The sequence below is a fragment of the Marinobacter sp. bablab_jr003 genome (assembly GCF_016464245.1).
In the GTDB taxonomy this organism is placed as follows: Bacteria; Pseudomonadota; Gammaproteobacteria; order Pseudomonadales; family Oleiphilaceae; genus Marinobacter; species Marinobacter vinifirmus.
On sequence record NZ_JADARC010000046.1, the window covers coordinates 1 to 24,858 of the forward strand.

Annotated in this window: 18 protein-coding genes and 1 pseudogene; 10 read left to right on the forward strand and 9 right to left on the reverse strand. The window is 57.4% G+C overall.

The genetic code is table 11. The annotated features are described in order from the left end of the window. Positions 1-153 precede the first annotated feature (153 nt). Positions 154-2,973 carry an excinuclease ABC subunit UvrA gene (gene uvrA / locus H3Z84_RS05260; protein WP_199456748.1) on the reverse strand — a complete coding sequence of 940 codons (2,820 nt, stop codon included), beginning with the start codon at positions 2,971-2,973 and terminating at the stop codon, positions 154-156. 212 nt (positions 2,974-3,185) lie between these two features. On the opposite strand from uvrA, the gene H3Z84_RS05265 reads away from it, so the two are divergent. The 3 genes and pseudogenes from H3Z84_RS05265 to H3Z84_RS17340 all read left to right on the forward strand — a co-directional run. Then, positions 3,186-4,556: an MFS transporter gene (locus tag H3Z84_RS05265; protein ID WP_199456749.1), complete on the forward strand. Its 1,371-nt coding sequence runs from the start codon at positions 3,186-3,188 to the stop codon at positions 4,554-4,556. Between the two features lie 57 nt (positions 4,557-4,613). Then, the gene (ssb, locus tag H3Z84_RS05270; RefSeq protein WP_199456750.1) at positions 4,614-5,156 is read left to right on the forward strand and encodes a single-stranded DNA-binding protein; all 543 of its coding nucleotides are present in this window, start codon (positions 4,614-4,616) and stop codon (positions 5,154-5,156) included. Between the two features lie 486 nt (positions 5,157-5,642). Next, a pseudogene (locus H3Z84_RS17340) lies at positions 5,643-5,714 on the forward strand (DUF6701 domain-containing protein); the annotation flags it as partial. A gap of 24 nt (positions 5,715-5,738) precedes the next feature. Here the strand turns inward: H3Z84_RS17340 and glnG are convergent. From glnG to glnA, 4 genes are all read right to left on the reverse strand, one after another. Further along, a complete protein-coding gene (gene glnG / locus H3Z84_RS05275) occupies positions 5,739-7,172 on the reverse strand; it encodes a nitrogen regulation protein NR(I) (RefSeq protein WP_199456751.1) in 1,434 nt (477 codons plus the stop codon). Beyond that, entirely contained in the window at positions 7,169-8,269 is a 1,101-nt protein-coding gene (glnL, locus tag H3Z84_RS05280) for a nitrogen regulation protein NR(II) (protein ID WP_199456752.1), read from the reverse strand. Before glnL ends, glnG begins: the two co-directional genes overlap by 4 nt. Positions 8,270-8,530: 261 nt before the next feature. After that, positions 8,531-9,058 (reverse strand): DUF4124 domain-containing protein, encoded by a 528-nt coding sequence (locus H3Z84_RS05285; RefSeq protein WP_199456753.1) that lies wholly within the window; start codon positions 9,056-9,058, stop codon positions 8,531-8,533. 131 nt (positions 9,059-9,189) lie between these two features. Further along, complete coding sequence (glnA, locus tag H3Z84_RS05290) at positions 9,190-10,593, reverse strand: glutamate--ammonia ligase (RefSeq protein ID WP_022989933.1); 1,404 nt, start codon at positions 10,591-10,593, stop codon at positions 9,190-9,192. Positions 10,594-10,985: 392 nt separating this feature from the next. On the opposite strand from glnA, the gene typA reads away from it, so the two are divergent. The 4 genes from typA to H3Z84_RS05310 all read left to right on the forward strand — a co-directional run bounded on the left by typA (position 10,986) and on the right by H3Z84_RS05310 (position 15,609). After that, positions 10,986-12,797 carry a translational GTPase TypA gene (gene typA / locus H3Z84_RS05295; RefSeq protein WP_022989932.1) on the forward strand — a complete coding sequence of 604 codons (1,812 nt, stop codon included), beginning with the start codon at positions 10,986-10,988 and terminating at the stop codon, positions 12,795-12,797. Between the two features lie 258 nt (positions 12,798-13,055). After that, the gene (gene pip, locus H3Z84_RS05300) at positions 13,056-14,018 is read left to right on the forward strand and encodes a prolyl aminopeptidase (protein ID WP_199456754.1); all 963 of its coding nucleotides are present in this window, start codon (positions 13,056-13,058) and stop codon (positions 14,016-14,018) included. A 108-nt stretch (positions 14,019-14,126) separates the two neighbouring features. Continuing rightward, positions 14,127-14,582 (forward strand): D-aminoacyl-tRNA deacylase, encoded by a 456-nt coding sequence (dtd, locus tag H3Z84_RS05305; RefSeq protein WP_199456755.1) that lies wholly within the window; start codon positions 14,127-14,129, stop codon positions 14,580-14,582. 166 nt (positions 14,583-14,748) lie between these two features. Continuing rightward, a complete protein-coding gene (locus H3Z84_RS05310) occupies positions 14,749-15,609 on the forward strand; it encodes a CYTH domain-containing protein (protein WP_199456756.1) in 861 nt (286 codons plus the stop codon). Here H3Z84_RS05310 and H3Z84_RS05315 read toward each other — a convergent pair. Further along, positions 15,586-16,779 (reverse strand): potassium channel family protein, encoded by a 1,194-nt coding sequence (locus tag H3Z84_RS05315; protein ID WP_199456757.1) that lies wholly within the window; start codon positions 16,777-16,779, stop codon positions 15,586-15,588. The two genes, H3Z84_RS05310 and H3Z84_RS05315, sit on opposite strands and share 24 nt — an antisense overlap. Before the next feature lie 80 nt (positions 16,780-16,859). Between H3Z84_RS05315 and glnE the strand changes: the two genes are divergently transcribed. The 3 genes from glnE to H3Z84_RS05330 all read left to right on the forward strand — a co-directional run bounded on the left by glnE (position 16,860) and on the right by H3Z84_RS05330 (position 21,507). Then, positions 16,860-19,685, forward strand: a complete 2,826-nt coding sequence (gene glnE, locus H3Z84_RS05320; RefSeq protein WP_199456758.1) for a bifunctional [glutamate--ammonia ligase]-adenylyl-L-tyrosine phosphorylase/[glutamate--ammonia-ligase] adenylyltransferase — start codon at positions 16,860-16,862, stop codon at positions 19,683-19,685. 79 nt (positions 19,686-19,764) lie between these two features. Beyond that, positions 19,765-20,688: a branched-chain amino acid transaminase gene (locus tag H3Z84_RS05325; protein ID WP_199456759.1), complete on the forward strand. Its 924-nt coding sequence runs from the start codon at positions 19,765-19,767 to the stop codon at positions 20,686-20,688. A 120-nt stretch (positions 20,689-20,808) separates the two neighbouring features. Beyond that, a complete protein-coding gene (locus H3Z84_RS05330; protein ID WP_113880424.1) occupies positions 20,809-21,507 on the forward strand; it encodes a 3-deoxy-D-manno-octulosonic acid kinase in 699 nt (232 codons plus the stop codon). On the opposite strand, the gene H3Z84_RS05335 is transcribed toward H3Z84_RS05330, so the two are convergent. From H3Z84_RS05335 to H3Z84_RS05345, 3 genes are read right to left on the reverse strand one after another with little or no spacing between them, the layout of a single operon-like run. Then, positions 21,497-22,603, reverse strand: a complete 1,107-nt coding sequence (locus H3Z84_RS05335; protein WP_153741289.1) for a glycosyltransferase family 4 protein — start codon at positions 22,601-22,603, stop codon at positions 21,497-21,499. The two genes, H3Z84_RS05330 and H3Z84_RS05335, sit on opposite strands and share 11 nt — an antisense overlap. After that, positions 22,600-23,847, reverse strand: coding sequence for an O-antigen ligase family protein (locus tag H3Z84_RS05340; protein ID WP_153741290.1), 1,248 nt, complete (start codon positions 23,845-23,847; stop codon positions 22,600-22,602). The genes H3Z84_RS05335 and H3Z84_RS05340 overlap by 4 nt, the downstream gene beginning before the upstream one ends. After that, on the reverse strand, positions 23,844-24,851 hold the full coding sequence (locus H3Z84_RS05345; RefSeq protein ID WP_194841924.1) for a WavE lipopolysaccharide synthesis family protein: 1,008 nt from the start codon (positions 24,849-24,851) through the stop codon (positions 23,844-23,846). Before H3Z84_RS05345 ends, H3Z84_RS05340 begins: the two co-directional genes overlap by 4 nt. Positions 24,852-24,858 lie beyond the last annotated feature (7 nt).

Below are 24,858 nucleotides of genomic sequence, written 5' to 3' on the forward strand. Positions count from 1 at the left end.
AGGCAAAGTTGACGGGCACTGAGACTTCGGAGTAAGAAGAGAAACCCCGCGTCGCTACGCTCCGATGGGTGGCAGCCTTGCTCCGGTCCGGGTGGCAGGCTTCACGTGGAATGGGTGGCAACCTTCAGCGGTTTACGCACCGTGGCTAAAAGCCTACTTAAGCATAGGCTTCAAATAACGCCCGGTATGTGACGCCGGATTGTCCGCCACCTCCTCCGGAGTTCCCTCGGCAATAATCTGCCCGCCACCAGAACCACCCTCGGGTCCGAGGTCCACAATCCAGTCCGCCGTTTTAATCACATCCAGGTTGTGCTCGATCACTACAATGGTGTTGCCATGGTCCCGCAGCCGCTCCAGTACGGTCAGCAACTGCTGGATGTCGTAGAAATGCAGGCCGGTAGTCGGTTCATCCAGTATGTACAGGGTTTTACCGGTATCGCGCTTGGACAGTTCCTTGGCCAGTTTTACCCGCTGGGCTTCGCCGCCGGAGAGGGTGACGGCGCTTTGACCGAGGCGGATGTAGGACAAGCCCACGTCGATCAGGGTTTGCAGTTTTCGGGCAATGAAGGGCACGGCGTCGAAGAATTCACGGCCTTCTTCAACGGTCATTTCCAGCACTTCGTTGATGTTTTTGCCTTTGTAGCGGACTTCCAGGGTTTCGCGGTTGTAGCGTTTGCCTTTGCAGATGTCGCAGGGCACGTACACGTCGGGCAGGAAGTGCATTTCTACTTTGATTACGCCATCGCCCTGGCAGGCTTCGCAGCGGCCGCCTTTGACGTTGAATGAGAATCGGCCGGGTTTGTAGCCTCTGGAGCGGGCCTCCTGGGTGCCGGCGAAGAGTTCACGGATGGGGGTGAACAGGCCGGTGTAGGTAGCCGGGTTGGATCTGGGGGTTCGGCCGATGGGGCTCTGGTCTATGTCGATGACCTTGTCCAGGTGGTCCAGGCCCTTGAGGTTTTTGTAGGGGGCGTGGCTCAGGCTGGTGGCTTTGTTCAGCTTGGCTGCCGCCACCGGATAAAGGGTGGCGTTGATCAGGGTGGATTTGCCGGAGCCGGATACACCGGTGATGCAGGTCATCACGCCCAGTGGCAGGTTCAGGGTGACGTTCTGCAGGTTGTTTCCGGAGGCGCCGGATAGCACCAGTTTTTTGCCGTTGCCTTTATTTCGGGCTTTGGGAACGGCAATTTCCATTTCGCCACTGAGATACTGGCCGGTCATGGAGGCCGGGTTGGCGATGATCTCCGCCGGGGTGCCGCGGGCGACGATTTCGCCGCCGTGTACGCCGGCGCCCGGGCCGATGTCGATGACGTAGTCGGCGGCGCGGATGGCGTCTTCATCGTGCTCCACCACGATCACGGTGTTGCCCAGGTCCCGGAGGTGAGTGAGGGTTGCCAGCAGGCGGTCGTTGTCACGCTGGTGCAGGCCGATGGATGGCTCATCGAGTATGTACATGACGCCCACCAGGCCCGCGCCTATCTGGCTGGCCAGGCGGATGCGTTGGGCTTCACCGCCGGACAGGGTGTCGGCGCTGCGTTCCAGTGTGAGGTATTCCAGCCCGACGTTAACCAGGAATTGCAGGCGTTCGCGTACTTCCTTGAGGATTTTCTCGGCAATTTCACCTTTGCGGCCGGGCAGGGCCAGTTCGCTCACGTAACGATGGGCGTCGCCGACAGGCAGTCGGGTGATTTCCGGCAGGGTACGCTCTTCGATAAACACATGGCGGGCGCTGCGGCGCAAGCGTGAGCCGCCACAATCCTTACAGGGCTGGGTGCTGAGGTTACGGGCCAGTTCTTCCCGCATGCTCTGGGAGTCGGTTTCCCGGTAGCGGCGTTCCAGGTTGGGCAGTATGCCCTCGAACGGGTGCGCCTTTTCCATAATATGGCCGCGGGAATTTACATATCGGAAGGTGATGTCTTCATCGCCGGAACCATACAGCAGGGCCTGCTGGAAGTTTTCGGGCAGCTCTTCCCAGGGTGTTTCGAGGTCAATGCCATAGTGCTCCGCCACGCTGGTGAGCATCTGGAAGTAGTACACGGCGCGGCGGTCCCAGCCTTTGATGGCGCCGGAGGCCAGGGTGGCTTCCGGGCTCTGGATAACCTTTTCGGCGTCGAAAAACTGGCGCACGCCCAGGCCGTCACAGGTGGGGCAGGCGCCGGCCGGGTTGTTGAAAGAAAACAGCTTGGGTTCCAGTTCGCTCAGGGCGTAGCCGCATTGGGTACAGGCGTAGCGGGCTGAAAAGGTGTGTTCCTCGCCCTCGCCGGTCATAGGCGCGACCAGGGCAATGCCGTCTGCCAGCTCCAGGGCGGTTTCAAAGCTCTCGGCCAACCGCTGCTCCAGGCCTTCCTTCACCTTGAACCGGTCGACCACCACATCAATCTGGTGTTTGCGCTTTTTATCCAGCGCCGGCACGTCGTCGATGTCGTAAACGGTGCCATCTACCCGCAAGCGAATGAAGCCCTGGCTGCGCATGGTATCAATAACCTGCAGGTGTTCGCCTTTGCGATCCCGGATGACCGGCGCCAGGATCATCAGTTTGCTGCCTTCCGGCATGGCCATCACCTGGTCCACCATCTGGCTCACGGTCTGCGCTTCCAGCGGCTGGCCGTGGTCCGGGCAGCGGGGTTCGCCGGCGCGGGCGAACAGCAGGCGCAGGTAGTCGTATATCTCGGTAATGGTACCCACAGTAGAACGCGGGTTGTGGGAGGTGGATTTCTGCTCGATGGAAATGGCCGGGGAAAGGCCTTCGATGTGGTCCACATCGGGTTTTTCCATCATCGACAGGAACTGGCGGGCATAGGTGGACAACGATTCCACGTACCGGCGCTGGCCTTCGGCATAGAGTGTATCGAACGCCAGGGAAGATTTACCGGAACCGGAAAGGCCTGTGATGACAATCAGCTTGTCCCGCGGCATATCCAGGTCGATGTTCTTCAGGTTGTGGGTGCGTGCACCCTTGATCTGGATATGGTCCATAACACCTCGCTTGGGTAAAAACGTCGATTATATCGTTTTCGGGTGGCGCCGGCTAAACCGTGTACAGATTCCTCTGGCTGCTCTAGGCCGCCCGCAGCCGCTTTCTGCCACCCCGTTGTGAGTAGTCCCGTCTGCATAGCGCTTCTGGTACAATGCGCCGCTCGCAGTGACAGGCTGCGCCTATACATTCAACCAGTCCGGCACGGGTTAGCATGAACGCGCTTGAAAAACGCTCAGTAATAGCTCTGGCATCGGTATACGCCATGCGTATGCTGGGCCTGTTCATGGTAATGCCGGTCTTCGTTTTGCTGGGCAGCGACCTCGAAGGCGCTACGCCCGCGCTGATCGGTTTCGCAATTGGTGCCTACGGCCTGAGCCAGGCACTGCTGCAGATTCCGTTCGGTTTGCTGTCAGACCGGGTTGGCCGCAAGCGGATGATCTACATCGGCCTGGTTCTGTTCGCAGCCGGTAGTGTGCTGGCTGGCGCTGCCGATTCCATATACGTAGTTATTGCCGGGCGGATTCTTCAGGGCGCCGGCGCGATTGCCAGCGTGCTGATGGCGTTGCTCAGTGATCTCACCCGGGAGGAGCAGCGCACCAAGGCCATGGCCACCGTGGGCATTTCCATTGGCCTGTCGTTTTCGGTCTCCCTGGTTATGGGCCCGCTGCTGGGTGCGGCCTGGGGGCTGTCGGGGATTTTCTATACCACCGCGGTACTGGCGGTTCTGGCGTTGGTGGTGGTTGCCCGGGTTGTGCCCACGCCGCACCAGCACAAGGTCAGTGCCGACACCCATCCGGCCCGGGAAATGGTCAGCCGTGTCCTGGCTGATGGCCGGCTGCTGCGGCTCGATTTCGGCATATTCATCCTGCACTTTGTGCTGACCGCGCTGTTCCTGGTGTTCCCCACCATGTTGCAGGACCAGTTGGGTCTGAAGGCCAGTTCCCACTGGTGGTTCTATCTCAGCGTTATGATTACTTCGTTCTTCGCCATGGTGCCTTTCATTATCATTGGCGAGAAGAAACGCAAAATGAAACCGGTGCTGTGCGGTGCCATCGCCTTGCTGGCATTGGCGGCTGCGTCGATGACCGGTGTTGGCCAGAGCCTGTGGCTGGCGTGGGCTGTGCTATTCTTCTTCTTTATGGCGTTCAACCTGCTGGAAGCCAGCTTGCCGTCGCTGATCAGCAAAGAAGCCCCGGCCGCGGCCAAGGGCACGGCCATGGGCGTGTATTCCACTTCCCAGTTCTTCGGCGCGTTTCTGGGCGGCGCACTGGGTGGCGGGCTGTTGCAGACCGCTGGCCTGGACGGTGTGCTCTGGCTGATGGCCGCAGCGCTGGTGGTTTGGCTGCTGGTGGCGTTAACCATGCCTGCACCGGGTTACTCCACCAGTTTTGTGGTACAGCTGAAAAACGCCGTGAGTATCAGTTTTGACGAGATCGACCAGAACCTGCGAAAACTGCCGGGCGTGGAAGACGTGGTGATCGTGGAAGAGGCCGCCATGGCGTACCTGAAGGTAGACCGTCAGCATTTTCGGGAAGAGCAGCTTGCGCACTTTGAATTTGTGCGGCAGGGTAGCACTACTTAAAACACAGGATGCCTGCATGGAACGCAGGCGTTCAGCAAAAGAGACCAGGAGCATACAATGGCACGAGGCGTAAACAAGGTAATTCTTATCGGTAATCTGGGCCAGGATCCGGATACCCGTTACACCCCGAACGGCAACGCGGTGGTAAACCTCAACCTGGCGACCGATGAAAGCTACAAGGATCGTCAATCCGGCCAGCTGGTACCGAAAACCGAGTGGCACCGGGTGGTGTTGTTCGGCAAGGTGGCTGAAGTGGCGGGGCAGTACCTGCGCAAAGGTTCCAAGGTGTATATCGAAGGGCGCCTGCAAACCCGCAAATGGCAGGGGCAGGACGGCCAGGACCGTTACACCACCGAGATCGTGGTGGATATCAACGGCCAGATGCAGATGCTCGACAGCCGTGGTGGCGAAGGCGGCATGAACCAGGGCGCGCCCCAGGGCCGGCCCCAGCAAGCGGCCAGCTACAACACCCCGCCCCCGCAACAGCAGCAGGGTGGCCAGGGTAACCAGGGTGGCGGATACAGCAACCAGCCGCCCCAGCAGCAGGGCGGCGGCATGCCGGAGCCGATTGACGACTTTGATGACGATATCCCCTTCTGAGTGAGCCATTTTTCTAGGTAAATCAAGTATTTGTGACATTTTCGCTACACGTATAGGCTGTTGGTAGGCCTATTGCAAACCTGACTTATCCTCGCCCAGTAATGGGCTTGAACCTCGAAAGAGGGAGGGGAGTGCAGCATGTCAGGAAAAGGCGGGTGGCGGTGAAAGAGTCTAACTTGCGCCCGTCATTACAGGCCCCATACGGTTAAGCCTGATTGGTTGAACCATAGTCCTTTGTGGGTTTCAGGATATCAGTGACCTATGACTCTTGAGAGGTCACTTCACGTGTAGTCGGTCGGGGAAGTTGTTAGAACGCCCGGCTAACCAACCACGTGATACGCGCTCGGTGAGAGTGTTAAGGGGACGTAAGTGGAACCTAAGTGGGACGCACGTTGACTACCTGGCAGCCTGTCGGACTTGCACCTGACAGGCGCCGGATCATCGGGTGCGAACCGATCAAACACGGATAAGTGGTGTTGATCACGCGCCACCGCCACCTTCGGCGTCTACCGCGGCAACGACCGCATCATCTACTGGCGCGAAGTCCCCGCCAACTGAATCCAATCTCATGGGGGAAGAGGCTTACTCCTCCTCCCCCTCCGGATGATCCATCCCCAATTCGTTAATCTTCCGCGTCAGCGTATTCCGCCCCCAGCCCAGCAGTACCGAGGCATCCCGGCGGCGGCCGCCGGTGTGTTTCAGGGCGGCTTCGATCATGATTTTCTCGAACTCCGGCACGGCGGTGTCCAGGATGGCTTTCTTGCCCCGTTTCAGTTCCAGTTCGGCCCAGTTTTTCAGGCCTTCCTGCCAGGTCTGGCCGGTGCCGGTGTTGTCGGTGTCGGCCTGGTGCAGCAGTTCCGGGGGCAGGTCGTCTACGTGGATTTCCCGGCCGCTGGCCATTACGGTCAGCCAGCGGCAGGTGTTTTCCAGCTGGCGCACGTTGCCGGGCCAGGGCAGGGTGGTCAGGTATTCTTCGGCATCTGGCCGCAGGATTTTGGCTTCTACTGCCAGTTCCTTGGCTGCCCGTTTCAGGAAGTGCTGCATCAGTTTGGGGATGTCTTCCCGGCGTTCAGCCAGTTTGGGCAGGTGTACGCGGATTACGTTCAGGCGATGGAACAAGTCTTCGCGGAAGCTGCCGGCCTGCACCAGTTTTTCCAGGTCCTGGTGTGTGGCGGCGATGATGCGCACATCCACTTTGATGGGGGTGGTGCCGCCTACCCGGTAGAATTCGCCATCGGCCAGTACCCGCAGCAGGCGGGTCTGGGTGTCGGCGGGCATATCGCCGATTTCGTCCAGAAACAGGGTGCCGCCGTTGGCTTGCTCAAAACGGCCCTGGCGGGTGGCGCCGGCGCCGGTGAAGGCGCCTTTTTCGTGGCCGAACAGTTCCGATTCAATCAGGTCTTTGGGAATGGCGGCCATGTTCAGGGCGATGAACGGGTTGTGGGCCCGGGGGCTGTGGTTGTGCAGGGCCTGGGCCACCAGTTCTTTACCGGTGCCACTCTCGCCGTTGATCAGCACGGTAATGTTGGAGTTGGAGAGCCGGCCGATGGCCCGGAACACCTCCTGCATGGCGGGTGCTTCGCCGATGATTTCCAGGTTTTTCTGAACCGACTCCATCTGTGGTTCCGCCGCGGCCTTTTTCTCGTGGCTGTGGGCGATGGCCCGCTTAACCAGGGCCACGGCTTCGTCTACATCAAAGGGTTTGGGCAGGTATTCGAAGGCACCGGTCTGGTAGCTGGTCACCGCGCTGTCCAGGTCGGAGTGGGCGGTCATGATGATAACGGGCAGGTCCGGGTGCTTTTTCACGATCCGGGACAGCAGGGTAATGCCGTCTACGCCGGGCATGCGGATGTCGCTGATGATGGCATCTGGCTGTTCGTGCTCCAGGCGCATCATGATGCTTTCACCGCTGTCGAATACGCGGGGGTGCAGGCCAGCCTGGGTAAGGGCACGGTCCAGTACCCAGCGGATGCTTTTGTCGTCGTCTATGATCCAGACGTTTCCCGATCGGCTCATTGGTTGTCCTCCAGAGGCAGGAAGATGATGAAGTCGGTTCTTCCCGGTTCACTCTCGCATTCCACCAGCCCGCGATGCTGGCCGATGATGCTTTGGGTAATGGAAAGCCCCAGGCCCGTGCCGGACGCCCGGCCACTGATCATGGGGTAGAAAATGTTCTGCAGCAGTTCCGGCGGTATACCCGGGCCGTTGTCGATGATGTCAACCCGGCACACCAGGCGGTGGCGGCGGTGGCCGATGGTGAACTGGCGCAGGGCCCGGGTGCGGAAGGTGATGGTAGGCATGTCGCCGCTGTGGCTGTCTACCTGGTTTTCGAAGGCGGCTTCCATGGCGTTCCGCGCGATGTTCAGGAAGGCCTGGATCAGCTGTTCCTTGTCGCCGGTGAATTCCGGAATGCTGGGGTCGTAATCCCGCTTCAGGCGCACCCGGCCCTTGCTTTCGGCTTCAATCAGGGTGCGTACCCGTTCCAGTACTTCGTGGATGTTGGTACTGGCCATCTGCAGGGCCTTGTTGGGGCCCAGCATGCGGTCCACCAGGCTGCGCAGGCGGTCGGCTTCGTTAATGATCACCTGGGTGTATTCGCGCTGGTCTTCGCTGTTCAGTTCCCGGTCCAGCAGTTGCGCCGCACCTCGAATGCCCCCCAGCGGGTTCTTGATTTCGTGGGCCATGCCGCGCACCAGGATGCGGGTGGTTTCCTGCTGGGAGATGATGTCTTCTTCCCGGCTGATGCGCAGCATCCGGTCTTTCGGCTGGATTTCGATCACCAGCTCGGTCGGGTCTACGCTGACCGGGGTTACCGAGTAGTCTACGGTGAAACGTGAGCCTGTCAGCAGGGCGAACTCGGCCTCGCGGCGGGTGTAGGACTGTCCGTTGTTGAGGGCTGCGTACAGGGTCTTCAGGGCGTCGCTGGAGTCGATTAGCAGATCGCCCAGCGGTTGGCCACGGGTGCGGGTCAGGCTGGTTTCAAACAGGTTCTCGGCCGCCGGGTTCAGGTAACGGATAGTGAGGTCTTCGCCCAGCACCAGAAGGGAGGTGGTCAGGCTGTCCAGAATGCTTTTGTATCCACTGTCCGGGGTGGCGGGCGGCTGCGACGTCATGCTCGGCTTCCGTTTTCGTTTCATGCGTGTACCCCGGTTTTGCAAAATCCGAACCAGTTTTGCTGGCTGGCAGAAAAAAATGGGCAACGGCCGGGCGCGGGCCGGCCTGTAGGGCATGGCGGTGCTGTGGCTTGGTGCAGATGGTGCGGGAAAGGCTACAGGCAGCCGGCGATTTGCCCCTTCGCTGCCCAGAGTATGGCGTTAATGTGGTGCGTATGCACTAAATTGGTGCAACTAATTCCGGATGCTACCGCTGATGTGTTATCGGCGCAGGACAGACGGGCGATGAACGGTAAAGCTGATGCTGGGGCCGGTTTTCACCTGAACGCCCTGGTCGTCCACGATATGCACTCCCGCCTGGTGAGTGCCGCGATCAATGTTGTTCACGGTTACCGAGCCGGAGGAGCTCTGGCCTACGGGCTGGCCGTCGAGGGTGATTTCGTATTTGTGGCCACGCTGGAGGCCGGGGGTGCTGCGCACTTCAAAGGTGACGTCGCCACTGCCGCTGTGGAAGGCCTGGTCGTTTTGCGGGTGCACAAAGGTGAGGCTGTCGTAGTTGGCGCCTTCCTTCTGGACTTCTTGCCGCAGCTGGTCGGTTTCCCGCACCACTTCCGGTTTGGGCAGGGTGATGGTGGTAACCGGTTTTACTTTAACGGTTTCGCTGCCCTGCATCGGCTCGTCTGAGAAGGTGACGTTGCCCTGGGCATCCACATGCCGGTACACCTCCGCGTGGGCGCCGGCGGCGGCCAGTAAACAGAATCCGGTTACAAGGGCGAGAGGTGTTTTCATAATAAAGGCCTGCGTTGATCAACTGCCTCGATTATCGGCGCCGCTGGCGGGGTTTTCAACGGCTGATACAAAAAAGCCCCGCACCGGGCGGGGCTAGCTGTTACCGGGCTGCACCAAATTGGTGCGGCGGCTTAGCAGGAGTAATACAGTTCGAATTCAACCGGGTGAGTGGTCATGTTGATACGCTCAACTTCGCCACGCTTCAGGTCGATGTAGCCGGCAATCATGTCTTCGGTGAACACGCCGCCGCGGGTCAGGAACTCGTGGTCTTCCGCCAGGCAATCGAGCGCCTCCTGCAGGGTAGTGGCTACCTGCGGGATGTTCATGGCTTCTTCCTTCGGCAGGTCGTACAAGTCCTTGTCCATGGCATCGCCAGGGTGGATCTTGTTCTGGATGCCGTCCAGGCCGGCCATCATCAGGGCGGCGAAGGCCAGGTACGGGTTGGCTGCCGGGTCAGGGAAGCGCACTTCGATACGGCGTGCCTTCGGGCTGCTTACGTACGGAATCCGGATGGAAGCGGAACGGTTACGGGCAGAGTAGGCCAGCATGACCGGGGCTTCAAAGCCGGGTACCAGGCGCTTGTAGCTGTTGGTGGCCGGGTTGGTGAAGGCGTTGATGGCCTTGGAGTGCTTGATGATGCCGCCGATGTAGTACAGGGCCATTTCGCTCAGGCCGGCATAGCTGTCACCTGCAAACAGGTTTTTGCCGTCTTTGTTCAGGGACATGTGTACGTGCATGCCGGAACCGTTGTCACCCACGACCGGCTTGGGCATGAAGGTGGCGGTTTTGCCGTAGGCGTGGGCTACGTTGTGCACGCAGTACTTCAGAATCTGAACTTCGTCTGCCTTGCGGGTCAGGGTGTTCGGGCCAACGCCGATTTCACACTGGCCGGCTGTGCCCACTTCGTGGTGGTGCACTTCGATGGTCAGGCCCATGCTTTCCATAGCCGCACACATAGCGCCACGCAGGTCGTGCAGGCTGTCTACCGGCGGAACCGGGAAGTAGCCGCCTTTTACGCCCGGGCGGTGGCCGATGTTGTTGCGGTCGAAGTCTTCGCCGGATACCCAGGCGGCTTCTTCGGAGTGCAGGGAGTACATGGAGCCCTGCATGTCGGTCTTCCACTTCACGGAGTCAAAGATGAAGAACTCGGGCTCCGGGCCAAACAGGGCGCCGTCGGCAATGCCGGTGGACTTCAGGTATTCCTCTGCGCGTTGGGCAACGGAGCGGGGGTCGCGCTCGTAACCCTGCATGGTTGTCGGCTCTACAATGTTGCAGGTGATGTTAATGGTGGTTTCTTCGGTGAACGGATCCAGTACGGCGGTGTCGTCAACCGGCATCAGGATCATGTCGGACTCGTTGATGCCTTTCCAACCAGAAATAGAAGAGCCGTCGAACATCTTGCCGTCAGCGAAGAAGTCTTCGTCTACTTCAGTGGCAGGCAGTGTAACGTGCTGTTCTTTACCGCGGCTGTCGGTGAAGCGCAGGTCAACCCATTTGACTTCGTGTTCTTTGATCAAATCAATTGTCTTGGACATTGTGCATGCTCCGTAGTGATTTCGTGTTCGTTGTGCCGGATCGTTCAGTGTGCTGAGGCCCGATCTCTTGCAGGTGAAGGCAGCTTACCAGAAGCCTTTGGCCCTTACCTTTCAATTACGGCTACTCCTCACTAAGCAAGTGCCTTGCCAGTTTTGTGTAACTGCGCCACAACAGCGCAGTGGCAAGGCTTTGGTGCGTTGTGTGTGCAAAAGTGTACGGCGGCCTGCCCGGAAATGCACCAGAATAGTGCGCCATTTTGGTGCGAAAACCGGTGGATTGCCTGATATCAGTGCGCCGGAAGGGTTGGTTACATATTAGGCACTATTCTTCATATTATCGACATGGACTTTTCGATATACTGCGCGCCGCTAATTTCTGCAGGATACCCGTTGTGATTGATAAGCTTAGAAACGTCGCCATCATTGCCCACGTCGACCACGGTAAAACCACCCTGGTTGACCAGTTGCTGCGCCAGTCTGGCACCCTGGACCGTAAAGAGCTCGAAAACGAGCGCGTTATGGACTCCAACGACCAGGAAAAAGAGCGTGGCATTACCATTCTGGCAAAAAACACCGCGCTGAAATGGAAGGACTACGATATCAACATCGTAGACACCCCGGGCCACGCTGACTTCGGTGGCGAAGTTGAGCGGGTAATGAGCATGGTAGACAGTGTGCTGCTGGTGGTTGATTCCATCGACGGCCCCATGCCGCAAACCCGCTTTGTTACCCAGAAAGCTTTCGCAGCGGGTCTGCGCCCGATTGTGGTCGTGAACAAGATCGACCGCCCGGGTGCGCGCCCGGACTGGGTTGTAGACCAGGTATTTGACCTGTTCGATAACCTGGGTGCCACCGACGAGCAGCTGGACTTCCCGATTGTTTACGCCAGCGCCCTGAACGGCATTGCCGGTATGGACCATGAAGACCTCCAGGACAACATGGACGCCGTGTTCCAGGCGATTGTTGACCATGTGCCTGCGCCTTCTGTTGACATGGACGGCCCGTTCCAGATGCAGATCTCCCAGCTGGACTACAACAGCTTCCTGGGTGTAATCGGTATCGGCCGGATCATGCGCGGTAAAGTGAAGACCAACACTCCGGTGGTGGCTCTCGGTGCCGACGGCAAGAAGCGCAACGGCCGTATTCTGAAGATCATGGGCCACTCCGGCCTGCAGCGTGTGGAAGTTGAAGAAGCCCAGGCTGGCGACATTGTGTGCGTGAGTGGTCTGGACCAGCTGTTCATTTCCGACACCCTGTGTGATCCCTCTAACGTAGAAGCCCTGCCGGCGCTGACCGTTGACGAGCCCACCGTATCCATGACCTTCCAGGTAAACGATTCGCCGTTTGCCGGTAAAGAAGGCAAGTACGTGACCAGTCGTAACATCAAAGAGCGCCTGGAAAAAGAACTGCTGCACAACGTGGCACTTCGTGTTGAAGAAGGCGATTCAGCGGACAAGTTCAAGGTGTCTGGCCGTGGTGAACTGCACCTTTCGGTTCTGATCGAGAACATGCGCCGCGAAAACTTCGAGCTGGCCGTAGGCCGCCCGGAAGTGGTGGTCAAGGAAGTAAACGGCCAGAAGGAAGAGCCGTACGAAAACGTGATCATCGACATCGAAGAGCAGCACCAGGGCGCGATCATGGAACAGATGGGTCTGCGTAAGGGTGACATGACCAACATGATCCCGGACGGCAAGGGCCGAATCCGCCTGGAATACACCATTCCGGCCCGCGGCCTGATCGGTTTCCGGAACACCTTCCTGACCATGACCTCCGGTACCGGCATCCTGACCTCCACCTTCAGCCACTACGGCCCGGTGAAGATGGGTGACGTAACCAGCCGCCAGAACGGTGTTATCGTTTCCATGGCTACTGGCACTGCGCTGACCTACTCCCTGGAAACCCTGCAGAGCCGTGGCAAGCTGTTCCTTGACCCGGGCCAGGAGATCTACGAAGGCCAGCTGTGTGGTATCCACAGCCGCGACAACGACCTGGTGGTTAACCCCACTAAGGGCAAAAAGCTGGACAACATGCGTGCCTCCGGTAAAGACGAAGTGATCGGCTTGGTGCCGCCCATCAAGTTCACCCTGGAGCAGGCGCTGGAGTTCATCGACGACGACGAGCTGGTAGAAGTCACGCCCAAGTCGATCCGTCTGCGCAAGAAGCTTCTGACCGAGAACGAGCGTAAGCGCGCGGGTAAGAAGTAAAAGACTTTTTGCCACGAAATCCACGAAAAAACACGAAAGAAAGAAACTGATTGGCCACGGACACTCACTGACCCTCACGGACAAAAATGCTTTAGGCAGTTGTCCGTGTGATTCCGTGAGTGTCCGTGGCAAAAAAAATAATCATTTTCTTTTAAGTTTTTTCGTGTTCTTTAGTGGATTTCGTGGCAAAGCAATCCCTCCTTTATTGTCTCCATCCAACTCAGCTAGACTGCCGTTATCCCTGAAACGGAGTTCGTCATGCTGAACCTCTACCCGGACATCGAACCCTACGCCCGTCATCGCCTTGCGGTGGACGAACCCCATGAGCTGTACCTGGAAGAATCCGGCAATCCGGATGGCATTCCTGTGCTTGTGGTTCACGGTGGGCCGGGTGGTGGGTGTGAGGATTACCATCGGCGGTTTTTCGATGCCGAGCGGTTCCGGATTATCCTGATGGACCAGCGCGGCGCTGGCCGTTCCACGCCTTTGGCGGAGCTGGAAGGCAACAGCACCGACAAGCTGGTTCAGGATATGGAAACCATTCGCCAGTTTCTGGGCATTGACCGCTGGTTGCTGTTTGGTGGCAGCTGGGGCTCCACGCTCAGCCTGGTGTATGCCGAAACCTATCCGGAGCGGGTTCTCGGGCTGGTGTTGCGGGGCATTTTCCTGTGCCGGCCGCGAGATATTCAGTGGTTTTATCAGGAAGGCGCGAGCCGGGTGTTTCCGGATTACTGGCAGGATTTCCTGGCTCCGATTCCCGAAGCTGAGCGCGGTGATATGGTGACGGCCTACTATCGCCGGCTCACCAGCGCCAATGAACTGGAGCAGATACAGGCAGCCAAGGCCTGGTCGATCTGGGAAGGCCGTTGCGCAACTCTGCATCCGAACCCCAAGGTGGTGGAGCATTTCGGCCACCCCCATGTGGCCATCGCCCTGGCACGTATTGAGTGCCACTACTTCATGAACAACGCCTTTCTGGAACCGGATCAGATTGTGCGGGACGCGGGCCGGCTGGCGGATATCCCCGGGGTAATTGTGCACGGCCGTTACGACATGGTGTGCCCGCTGGATAATGCCCTGGCCCTGCACCAGGCCTGGCCGGAAGCCGAGCTGCATATTATCCGGGATGCCGGCCATTCCGCATCCGAGCCGGCTATTGTGGATGCGCTGTTGCGGGGTGTAGAAGAGGTAGTGGCGAAAAGCCTGCCCAGCGCCGGTTGAGCATAGACTTATTATTGGCCTTCAAGGGCTTGCGGCCCCGCTGAGGGCCCTATACACTCTTGCGCGTTGCTGATTTTTAACCCTGTGCTCATCTTGCCAAGGGATGGAATGAAAGGACTGATCCAGCGCGTTTCCGAAGCCAGTGTAACGGTGAATGGGGAAAAGATTTCCGCCATTGGGCCGGGGCTTCTGCTATTGCTGGGTGTGGAAAAGGACGACACACAGAATGAGGCCAGGGACTTGTGCCGAAAGATCCTCTCTTACCGGGTATTTCCCGACGAGCAGGGCCGGATGAACGTTAATGTTCAGGACTCCGGCGGATCCCTGCTGATTGTTCCCCAGTTCACACTTGCCGCCGATACCGGCTCCGGTACCCGCCCGGGGTTCTCGCTGGTGGCTGCGCCGGATATGGCCAATTCCCTGTATCAGAATTTTGTGGCCCGGGCCCGTGCTGAGCTTGGGGAGAGTCGTGTTGGGGAAGGGCGGTTCGGTGCAGACATGAAAGTGGCCCTGGTAAATGACGGCCCTGTCACGTTCATGCTGGAAACCGGCAAAAAGGGTTAGTGCACAGAAATGTGACAGAGTTGTATCTGGCGCCTCACAAAAGGGCGGTAGATAAGGTAATGTTTGAGCCGGTTTGTGGTTTTGCTAATCTAGTAGTTATAAAGCCGGTGACTCTGTCACCGGCTTTTCTGTTTTGGCAGGAAAAGAAATCATCAGGAGCACTCCAGTGGCCACGGAACTTGAAGTAAAGCTGACCCTATCGGAATCCGCACAGTCCCGGGCCTTCGAGTGGCTCAAAGGTCAACCGGGTGCAAGCGAAGGTCCGGTTAAAACACTGGTCAATCGTTACTATGACACCCCGAATGCTGCGTTGAATCAGGCCCGTGCCGCGTTGCGAGTCCGTCAGGCCGGTGGTCGCTACATCCAGACCTTGAAAACCCAGGGCGAGTTCGTAAACGGAGCCCATCGCCGCCAGGAGTGGGAGTGGGATCTGCCGGGGCCGGATCTGGATCTTGAGCTTCTGGAACAGACTCCGTTGAGATCTGAGGTCGACCTTGGCGAACTGGAACTGGTTTTCGAGACCAACTTCCAGAGGCGCATTATCATGCTGGAGCAAGCAGAGTCCGTCATTGAGGTCGCTCTGGACTCAGGCGAAGTGGTAGGCGGAAAGCAGGCAAGGCCCCTGTATGAAGTGGAATTTGAGCTGAAAGCGGGCGAGCCGGCAGCGCTGCTTGAAAATGCCCGCGCGCTCGCACAAGCCGTTCCGGTATTTCTTAACCTTGTGAGCAAAGCCGAGCAGGGCTACTACCTTGCCGGAATCTACCGCCCGTCCCTGGCATTGCCAGCTTCAGGGTTCAGCTCGCTATCCTTTCTGCATTACCTGAGTCTGGCCTGGTTAACCGGTGATACGATGCGTCTGCCCGCCAGCACGCTTGCGGAGATTGAGCGGCAGGCGGAAGCGGTCGGGCTAGTGCCGGTGTGGAGGCCGGTAGCCAGGGCACTGGAAGACGGTATTGCCGTGGCGAGCCTGGTTGAGCAGTTTCCTGAGTTCGGCCAGTTGCAGTTAGCGCTCGCTGCCGCCGGCTGAAGGATTTTCTTCAGGCTTCTCGGTGACGGCTTTCTCGTTTTGCTCATGCATGGCGCGCCACTGCTTGAGAAACTCCCGATACCGGTCAAGCGCTTCCTCTACCACTGACACCTCCGGCGTCTCGCTGGAGCTAACCAGAACAATCAGCCCCTTGCCCTCAACTTCGGCGTTGGTTTCCGGATGGCAGATCACTTCATTTTCGTGGTCGATATAAGCCAGTGCCGTGCCAATGCCGTGGCGAACTAGAGCGCTGACGATGTCTGCCCAGGTCAGGTCGTCCAGTTCCAGGTCGTAGCGGTGGGGGTGGTCACGCTCGTAGTTGAACATGTCTTCCAGCACTTTCTCTGAACCTGGCGCCACCACGGCGCGCACCATGATTTCCGGATAGGTTCGAACCGGCCGGATGATGGTTCTCACCCCCAGGGCCTTGAAGCGATCCCGGTTGGCATCACTCACGCATTCCACGGTGGTTTTGCCGCCAAGGTTGGACTCTGCCAGCCGGTGGGCGATATCGAAGGTCAGGCTATCGGAGAAAGGGTCGGACTCGTCGGCCGCCAGGACGATGACATGCCTGGCACTACCGGCGTGGACGGATTTCAGCGCTTCCGGATCATTGCCTGCACCGTGGAAGTGCACCATGCCGCAATCCCGAAGCTCTGCCGGCAGGCCTCCGGGAAACTGTCGGGTCAGAAGCATGATCGGCACTGTGTGGTACTCTGGTATCGACCGAATCTGCGTGGCGAAGCGCATGAAGTATTGTTCGCCACCGGTGCGTGGGGTGTTGATGATTAAGATGTGGTCTTTCATGTTGTAAATCCAGCGTCCGGAGAGGATTCGTTCACGGCGGTAGAACCGGTATTCAATATAGTCGCTGACAATCAGTGTGAGCAGGGTGATGGCAGTTACAAACATCAGCACCACGGTACTGATGCGACCGATGGCGGTTACCGGCGCGTAGTCACCATAGCCTACGGTGACCAGTGTGGTCATTGTGAGCCACACAGCTTCGAAAAAACTCAAAGGCTCTACAGCCCAGAGGATCAGGATCTGCGCGGAAACCAGGGCTCCCAGTGTCAGGAATAGCCGGCTGATGCGTTGGCGGATCAGCCCTCCCATTGGGAGGTGTGGCTGCGAGTGTTCCGGGTTCAGCGGGCGACGATTGCGCATCATGGAGTGGGGCTGCCTGTTCAGTCCGTGGCAAGTTCGTTATACAGTACCGGAAATATATCAGAGAGACAGGGGTTTGCGTTATGTCTGAGCCTATGGGTTCGTTACCAGCGGAGCTGTCACAGGCGGATGTTGCCGAGGCCTGCGCCCGCAGTGTGTTTCTGGCCCAGACGCTGGAACGTTATCCGGAGCAGGTTCAGGCTGCCGTTAAGGCTCGCCCGCTGACCGAGCCGACTACAGAAGCGTGGCTGAAACAGCGCTGGGGCGATTTCCTGGCTACCGTTGATGCCGAACCGACGCTGCATGCAGCACTTCGCCAGTACCGTCGGGAAATCCAGTTCCGCATTATCTGGCGTGACCTGATGAACTGGGCAGACCTGAACGAAACCATGCTGGCCACCAGCGCCTTTGCCGACGTGGCCATTGATGGCGCTCTCAGCTGGCTTTATGAAAAGGCCTGTGAGGAATTCGGTACCCCCATGGGTCGTGACCCGGTGACCGGTGCCCACGTGCCCCAGAAAATGGTGGTGCTGGGTATGGGTAAGCTGGGCGGTCGGGAGCTCAACGTTTCCTCGGATATCGACCTGATCTTTGCCTTTCCCTCCAAGGGGGAAACCGAAGGTGGCCGCCGGGCCCTGGATAACCAGCAGTTCTTCATCCGCCTTGGCCAGCGACTGATTCAGGCGCTGGACCAGATTACGGCGGATGGTTTTGTGTTCCGGGTGGACATGCGCCTGCGGCCCTACGGCCAGAGTGGCGCGCTCGCTCTTAGCTTTGCCGCCCTGGAAACCTATTACCAGGATCAGGGGCGCGATTGGGAACGTTACGCCATGGTCAAGGCCCGCGTTGTGGCTGGCGACCGGCGTGCCGGTGAGGTGTTGATGGCGAGCCTCAAGCCCTTTGTTTACCGCAAATACATTGATTTCAGTGCGTTCGAGTCACTTCGTAGCATGAAAGACATGATCAGCCGGGAAGTTCGCCGCAAGGGGCTGGAGAACAATATCAAACTGGGCAGTGGCGGTATCCGCGAGATCGAATTCGTGGTGCAGGCTTTCCAGCTGATCCGCGGCGGCCGAGACCGGGAGCTGCAACAGCGGGAATTGCTGAATATCCTCAAGGAACTGGAAGAGCTGGAGCTGCTGCCGTCTTCTGTTGTGAAGGAGTTGCGCGAGGCCTATGTGTTTCTGCGCAACCTGGAACACGCCCTGCAGGGTATGGAAGACAAGCAGACCCAGGTTCTGCCGGACGATGAACTGTCGCAGGCCCGGGTTGCGCGCATTATGGAGTTTGATGACTGGGCCGCCTTCCAGCATGCGCTGGATGAACACCGCAACCGCGTGGCCCGGCACTTCGCCAACATCATTGCGACCGAGGACGAGGAAGGCGATTCCGAAAACGGCGTTGATGACGGCTGTTACGAGCTCTGGCTGGCAGAAATGGAAGAGCCCGCCGCTATAGAGTGGCTGGCGGAAAAGGGCTTCGAAAACCCGGAAGACAGTTACAAGCGCCTGGCGAGCCTGCGGGATAGCCGAACCGTGCAGACCCTGCAAACCCAGGGCCGCAAACGGCTGAACCAGTTCATGCCGTTATTGCTGAACGCGTTGATGGATGTTGAGAATGCGTCGGAAACCCTCGACCGGGTATTGCAGCTGGTCGAGGCCATTTTGCGCCGCACCGCCTACATGGTGCTGCTGGTGGAAAACCCCGGCGCGCTTACGCAGCTGGTGCGCCTGTGTTGCGACAGCCCCTGGATTGCCCGCCTGCTGGCAGAAACCCCGCTGCTGCTGGACGAACTGCTGAATGCCGAGAGCCTGTACAGCCCGCCTGCCAAGGAAGAGCTGCAGGACGACCTGCGCCAGCAGATGCTGCGCATTCCCTATGAAGACCTGGAAGAGCAGATGGAGGCCTTGCGTTACTTCAAGAAGGCCCATGTGCTGCGGGTGGCCGCGTCTGAGCTTAAGGGTACCTTGCCGCTGATGAAGGTGAGTGATTACCTGACCTGGATTGCCGAAGTGGTGCTGGACCATGTGGTGGATGTGGCTTTCTCCAACCTGGTCAGCCGCCATGGTTATCCGCGGCGGGCGGATGGTTCGGCGTGTGACACAGACTTCGCCATCATCGGCTACGGCAAGCTCGGCGGTATCGAACTCGGTTACACCTCGGACCTCGACTTGGTGTTTGTGCATCAGGCCGATCCGCAACTGGCCACCGATGGTGACAAGCCCATCGACAACGCGGTGTTCTACACCCGCCTGGGCCAGCGCATTGTGCACATTCTCAGCACCCAGACGCCCTCAGGCCAGCTTTATGAAGTGGATATGCGGTTGCGCCCGTCCGGTAACTCCGGCTTGCTGGTGAGTACCCTGCAGGCCTTTGAGAAATATCAGCAGAACGATGCCTGGACCTGGGAGCATCAGGCCCTGGCCCGGGCCCGTGGCGTTGCCGGCTGCCCGGATACCCTTCAAGCCTTCGAGGATATTCGCCACCAGATTCTGTGCGCGCCAAGGGATAAAACCGCCCTGCGCCAGGAGGTGGTGGAGATGCGGGAGAAAATGCGCAGCAGCCTGGGTACCCCGGAAATCCGGCGGGACGAAGTGTTTCACATCAAACATGATGCCGGCGGTATTGTGGATATCGAATTCATGATGCAGTACCTGATGCTGGCCTGGAGTGCTGAACACCCGGAGCTGACCCAGTGGAGCGACAATATTCGCCAGATGGAAGAGCTGGGCCGTGCCGGTGTATTGCCGGTGGAGGACACAGAGAAGTTGCGGGAGGTATACATTACCTTGCGTTCGACCATTCACCGCCGGGCGCTGCAAAACCTGAATAGCCAGGTGGAGGGCAGCGCATTTCAGGAAGAGCGTGACTACATCCAAAGTATGTGGAAAAAAGTCATGGTTGAGTAGCAAGCTAAATTTATTTCGGGCAGCGTTTGCTGCTAGAATGCCAGTTCCCCGAAAACCGCTTACTCAGGAGCAGAACAGAATGTCGATGGCTGATCGCGATGGCCTTATCTGGCTGGATGGTGAAATGGTTCCCTGGCGGGAAGCCAAAACCCACGTCCTCACCCACACCCTGCACTATGGCCTGGGTTGCTTTGAAGGTGTTCGTGCTTATAACACCGCGAATGGCCCGGCGATTTTCCGCCTGAAAGAACACACCGACCGCCTGTTCCGTTCAGCGCACATCCTGAACATGAAGATGCCGTTCTCCAAGGACGAGATCAATGAAGCCCAGCGTGCCGCGGTGCGGGAAAACAATCTTGATGAAGCTTACTTGCGCCCGATGGCATTCCTGGGCTCTGAAGGTATGGGGCTGCGTGCCGACAACCTGAAGGTGCACGTGATGGTTGCCGCCTGGAGCTGGCCGTCTTACATGTCGCCGGAAGCGAAGGAGTTGGGCATCAAGGTGCGTACCTCGTCCTACACTCGCCACCATGTAAATATCACCATGTGCAAGGCGAAGGCCAACGGTAACTACATCAACTCCATGCTGGCCCTGAACGAAGCTATCTCCGGCGGTGCGGAAGAAGCCCTGCTGCTGGATAACGAAGGCTACGTGGCGGAAGGTTCCGGTGAGAACATCTTTATCGTGCGTGATGGTGTGTTGCACACGCCCGAGCTGACTTCCTGCCTGGCCGGCATCACCCGCGCCACCATCATCGACTTCGCCAAAGACCTGGGCCTGGTGGTGAAAGAACGCCGCATCACCCGCGACGAAGTGTACATTGCCGAAGAAGCCTTCTTCACCGGTACCGCCGCAGAAGTACTGCCCATCCGCGAACTGGACGGCCGCCAGATTGGCGAAGGCAAGCGTGGGCCGATTACCGAAAAGTTGCAGAGTATGTATTTTGATGCGGTGAAGGGGAAGCTGGCTGCGCATCAGGAGTGGCTGACGGCAGTTCGCTAACCGGGTAATCGTGCTCGATCAGTGTAGAAGCCGCCCCAAGTTTTCCGTGGGGCGGCTTTTTTATTAAAGTTGTTGGTGAATGGCCTTGTGAGAGGTTCAGTGGTGGGCTCAGATACGGAAGTGCACATAAAACGCGATGGCATCAACGCACTGGTGGTGCCTGAGTGGGCAGAGCAGTTCGACCCTGATTGGTTTGACCCTGATTATTGGGGTGAGCGCGCGGTGCCGGTTTCTTCGGGGGGGCGTGGGAGCGCCTGGTTTATTGAGCGCAGCCCGGAACATTGGGTGCTTCGCCATTACCGTCGGGGAGGATTGGTCGGAAAGCTGATACGTGATCGGTACCTATACGCAGGCGAGGTGCGCGTGCGCGCGTTCGTTGAATTCCGACTGTTAGTCCAGCTCCGTGTTTTGGGGCTTCCTGTTCCTAAGCCCGTGGCTGTTGTGTACCAGCGCAAGGGGGTACTTTACTCCTCGGCCATTATCATCGAACGCTTGCAAGGTGTTCGCCCATTAGGGGATGTTGCTCTGTCCCTGGACGCAACCCGTTGGCGCGAAATCGGGCAAGTGATTCGTCAATTCCATGATGCGGGTTTGTATCACGCGGATTTGAACTGTTTCAACATCCTGGTCGGAGAGACTTCAACCCACCTGATAGACTTTGATAAAGGTGAGCTGCGCTCCCGAACCCCTTATCGGACTTCCTGGAAAGGTAATACGCTAGATCGGTTGAAGCGTTCCCTGAATAAGGCTTATGGCGAAGAGCTGGAGCGTGAATGGCAGTTTTTCCTTGAGGGGTACAACGCCTCCACTAACGTTTGATGAGAGAGCTCAATAGATCCGCCATAGCCTGTTTTTGGTTTACCATTGAATACTGTTGGGCAAGACTTGCCGCCGCCTGACTAGCTCGCTTTCCTGCGTCAGGGTCTGTCAGCATGTTCTGCGCGGCTTTACCCCACTCCTCCAGGTTGTAGCCACTGATTACCTCTGGCACTGAGTGATCCTGCATCAACTCAGCGACGCCGACGTTGTCACTTGCGATTGTAGGCACTCCACAGGCCAGCCCCTCCAGAACTACACGGCCATATTCTTCCAGTAAGGCGGGGAATATGTGCAAATCCAAGGCATGAAACAGTTCGTGGACGTTTGGTACCGGGTCGATAAATCGAATCCGGGACTGCAGGCCGTTTACTGATATCTGGTCGGCAAAACGAGTACTGTTGGATTTCCCCACGACAAGGAATTCAATCGGAAAGGATGTGTTTGCTGCAAGAAATCCGGCGACCTCCAGAAAGAAACGAACGTTTCGTTTGGTAAAGTCTCCGGAGGTGATCAGTCCAACAACCTTGGATGTTTCAGGGAGCTGCAGTTCTCGGCGAGCTTTACACCGGAGTGCTTCTTTGTCAGACACGTTGAACAGACTGGTGTCAACGCCCTGATAGAAAACTCGTAGTTTGTCGTTGGGCACTGAATATCGCTGCTGGAAATCATCGGCCATAAGCTTGGAGTTGGTGATGAGCGCCCGATAATCTCCTGCCGAGATGACGGAGTCATGGAATGCTGCAACATCAAGTTCAGGTGTGCCGCATGTTTCTTCATGCAATCTGACACAGTTGTGCATCACCAGGATGTCATTGCTGTGGCTGTCACCATGACTGAAAAAGAGGTCGTAGGGGTTTGCTCTCAGCCAGTGTTGTACACGCTTATCAAACCAGGTTCGGCGATAGGCGCCTTTGATGGGCCACCGCATGATGCGAACAAAATCCGCTCCACACTCATCCAGGATTTCCCGGTTATAGCGTTCTGCAATAATCGTAATGTCATAGCCCATAGCCTTGAGGTACTTGCAATGTTCAATCACGCACCTAACCGCACCGGTGTGTCTTTGGATTTGTCTGATAGCGATGATGGCTCTCAATGTGGACGCTCCCTATAGGTGTTACAGATGAACCAGGCTGCGACAGCATAATACAACCCAAAGTTCTGAAGAATTCTCCTCTGATCAAACAGAGTGATGGTAAGTCCAAAGAAGATGAACGATAGAAAAATCACAGCCAGCGTAACACGCAGAATATGGTGGTTCAGATGGCTGCCAGGGCGAGGTGTGGCCAAGTAGAACAAGGGAAGGGTCAGAATCAAAAGTAGAAGAAACAGACCTATCAGGCCGTGAGAGGCAAGCTGATACAGGTATTGATTGTGTGGCTCGGAAGAGAAATCTGACATGAGTGGTTTTAGTTGCCCTTCGGAAATCCGGGTCAGGATTTCCGTTCGGTATCCCGAGAAACCTGAGCCAATAAAAGGGGCCTCGGTGACAACGTTCATCGCGGCATCCCACATGAGTAGGCGCATTCCCATGGAGGTATACATCTGACCTTCTGAGAACTTATCAATCTCATTCAGGGTTAACTCGTATCGTTCGGATATTGGGTCAACAAATTTGACTGAGACGATGGCAACCGAAGCGACGAGAGCGAGTGTAATGACAAAGTAACGGATTTGGTTTCGGGTAACACTGAACCAGAATCCAATGGCGAGAAGTGCCAGAAACAAAGCAACCAGGCCGCCCCGGGATCCGGACTCCATAAAGGCTATCAGTGCGCCAACACTTCCCATCGCGGCTATCACATACCAGTGACGCTTGCTCTGGGTGAGTAATCCTCCAACGCAGAGTATCAAGGTAATAAGGGCGATATTGCCAAAATGGATGGCATGAACCAGTCCGTCTAACCTGCCCTCGCCGTCGTGCACAATCCAATACGCCAGAAACACCAGACCGCTCAGCGAAAAACTCAGTAACAGATCCTTTGCCCGGAACCGCGCGTGAAACAGGAGTGCGATGACAGGAATGCTGATCAAGAGCAGGGCGTGTCGCTCCACACGGGATTTTGCGAAATCGCTGGGATCAACGAGCCAGTAAATAATGATTGACCACATAAAGAAGAGAAAAGGTGCGGCAACGAATAGCAGGGCCTTTGGTTCAAAGCAAAGTCTCCTGCGAACGTTGGCGCTGATCGCAAATGAGACGATTCCGGCGAGCCCCAAAAGATACCAAAGGGCACTGCCGTATCCATCAACGATGACGCTGAGTGCAGGGAAGGTGCCAATGACGATAAGCAGTAAATACTTGAGGGCGGATGCCAGGCCATGTTGTGCTGGGGTCATTTGATGCCGCCTGACTCACTGCTGCGTCTGTTTTTGTAGAGCTTGACGATGGTCTCCAGCTTGACAGGATGCACATGGACCAAGCGTTTCAGAAACAGGTTTGCCTTCACTGAAGCCGGTGCTTTAGGGAAATCCGGGTCGCAGTAACGGCGATAAATCTCTTGCCACTCCCAGTGTTGCCACTGGGCGCATTGCCCTTTGGTACGTGAGATTCGGGCGGTTCCGAGAAACTTCTGGCAAAGCCCCAAGCCGAGGTCGGCAGGGGAGGCTATTACCAGGTTGTTGGCGAAACAAAGGTCAGACTGCTCCAGCCGGCTGGCTGATCGATCAAGTAACTCGTTGACATGTATTGAAGTGTCAAATTTCTGCAGGGCCTTTATCCAGAACATCTGAGTGCAATCGGGCGGATAACTTTTGTACAGGGCACCTTCATTATCGTGAATAGGGTCTTGGGCATCCTCAAAAAGATCGAGATCCCAAAGGGTTCTCAGGTCTTCGGTTAAGCCAAAATAGAAAAAGTCAGAGAGATGGAAGGGTACCCGGAATCCTTTAGCGTACTGTCTGGTGAATACGTTTGAGACGACAACTCTCTCTTTCAGAAAGCAATGCGTTGAGGTTCTTTTGGGGTATTCACGTTGCAGAGCTACGAAGTTGTTTCCCGTCAGATAGTTGTCACTACGTAATTTGACCGCGTATTTCGTGGTGACCTCTCTCAAGCCCTCACGTGTTGATACTATCTGCCTGTTATTGTTGAAGCGATGTGGCGCGCCGTCCCTTCCAAAAAACCTGACATTAGACCCGGGATCTTCAGATATGACGAGCCGATCGTAATCGAGCCCAGCGAGTTCCTGGCCGGGCCATGTTGAGAGAATCAGCGTGCTACCAGGAAGGTGCTGCCGAACTGACTCCAGGCATTTCTGGGTAATGCCTGGTTCTTGTTCACGGTCCTGAAAGCTCTGCACAGGGCCTTGGACAACCACGCTAATGTCAGAAAAGTCGCTCATTCGAATG

Bases quoted from the DNA above. Each gene is read 5' to 3' on its own strand.
- dtd (WP_199456755.1), top strand. From the start codon at position 14,127: ATGAAAGGACTGATCCAGCGCGTTTCCGAAGCCAGTGTAACGGTGAAT.
- uvrA (WP_199456748.1), bottom strand. From the start codon at position 2,973: ATGGACCATATCCAGATCAAGGGTGCACGCACCCACAACCTGAAGAAC.
- H3Z84_RS05285 (WP_199456753.1), bottom strand. From the start codon at position 9,058: ATGAAAACACCTCTCGCCCTTGTAACCGGATTCTGTTTACTGGCCGCC.
- glnG (WP_199456751.1), bottom strand. From the start codon at position 7,172: ATGAGCCGATCGGGAAACGTCTGGATCATAGACGACGACAAAAGCATC.
- H3Z84_RS05325 (WP_199456759.1), top strand. From the start codon at position 19,765: ATGTCGATGGCTGATCGCGATGGCCTTATCTGGCTGGATGGTGAAATG.
- glnE (WP_199456758.1), top strand. From the start codon at position 16,860: ATGTCTGAGCCTATGGGTTCGTTACCAGCGGAGCTGTCACAGGCGGAT.
- glnA (WP_022989933.1), bottom strand. From the start codon at position 10,593: ATGTCCAAGACAATTGATTTGATCAAAGAACACGAAGTCAAATGGGTT.
- H3Z84_RS05265 (WP_199456749.1), top strand. From the start codon at position 3,186: ATGAACGCGCTTGAAAAACGCTCAGTAATAGCTCTGGCATCGGTATAC.
- ssb (WP_199456750.1), top strand. From the start codon at position 4,614: ATGGCACGAGGCGTAAACAAGGTAATTCTTATCGGTAATCTGGGCCAG.
- pip (WP_199456754.1), top strand. From the start codon at position 13,056: ATGCTGAACCTCTACCCGGACATCGAACCCTACGCCCGTCATCGCCTT.
- H3Z84_RS05315 (WP_199456757.1), bottom strand. From the start codon at position 16,779: ATGATGCGCAATCGTCGCCCGCTGAACCCGGAACACTCGCAGCCACAC.
- H3Z84_RS05345 (WP_194841924.1), bottom strand. From the start codon at position 24,851: ATGAGCGACTTTTCTGACATTAGCGTGGTTGTCCAAGGCCCTGTGCAG.
- H3Z84_RS05340 (WP_153741290.1), bottom strand. From the start codon at position 23,847: ATGACCCCAGCACAACATGGCCTGGCATCCGCCCTCAAGTATTTACTG.
- glnL (WP_199456752.1), bottom strand. From the start codon at position 8,269: ATGACGTCGCAGCCGCCCGCCACCCCGGACAGTGGATACAAAAGCATT.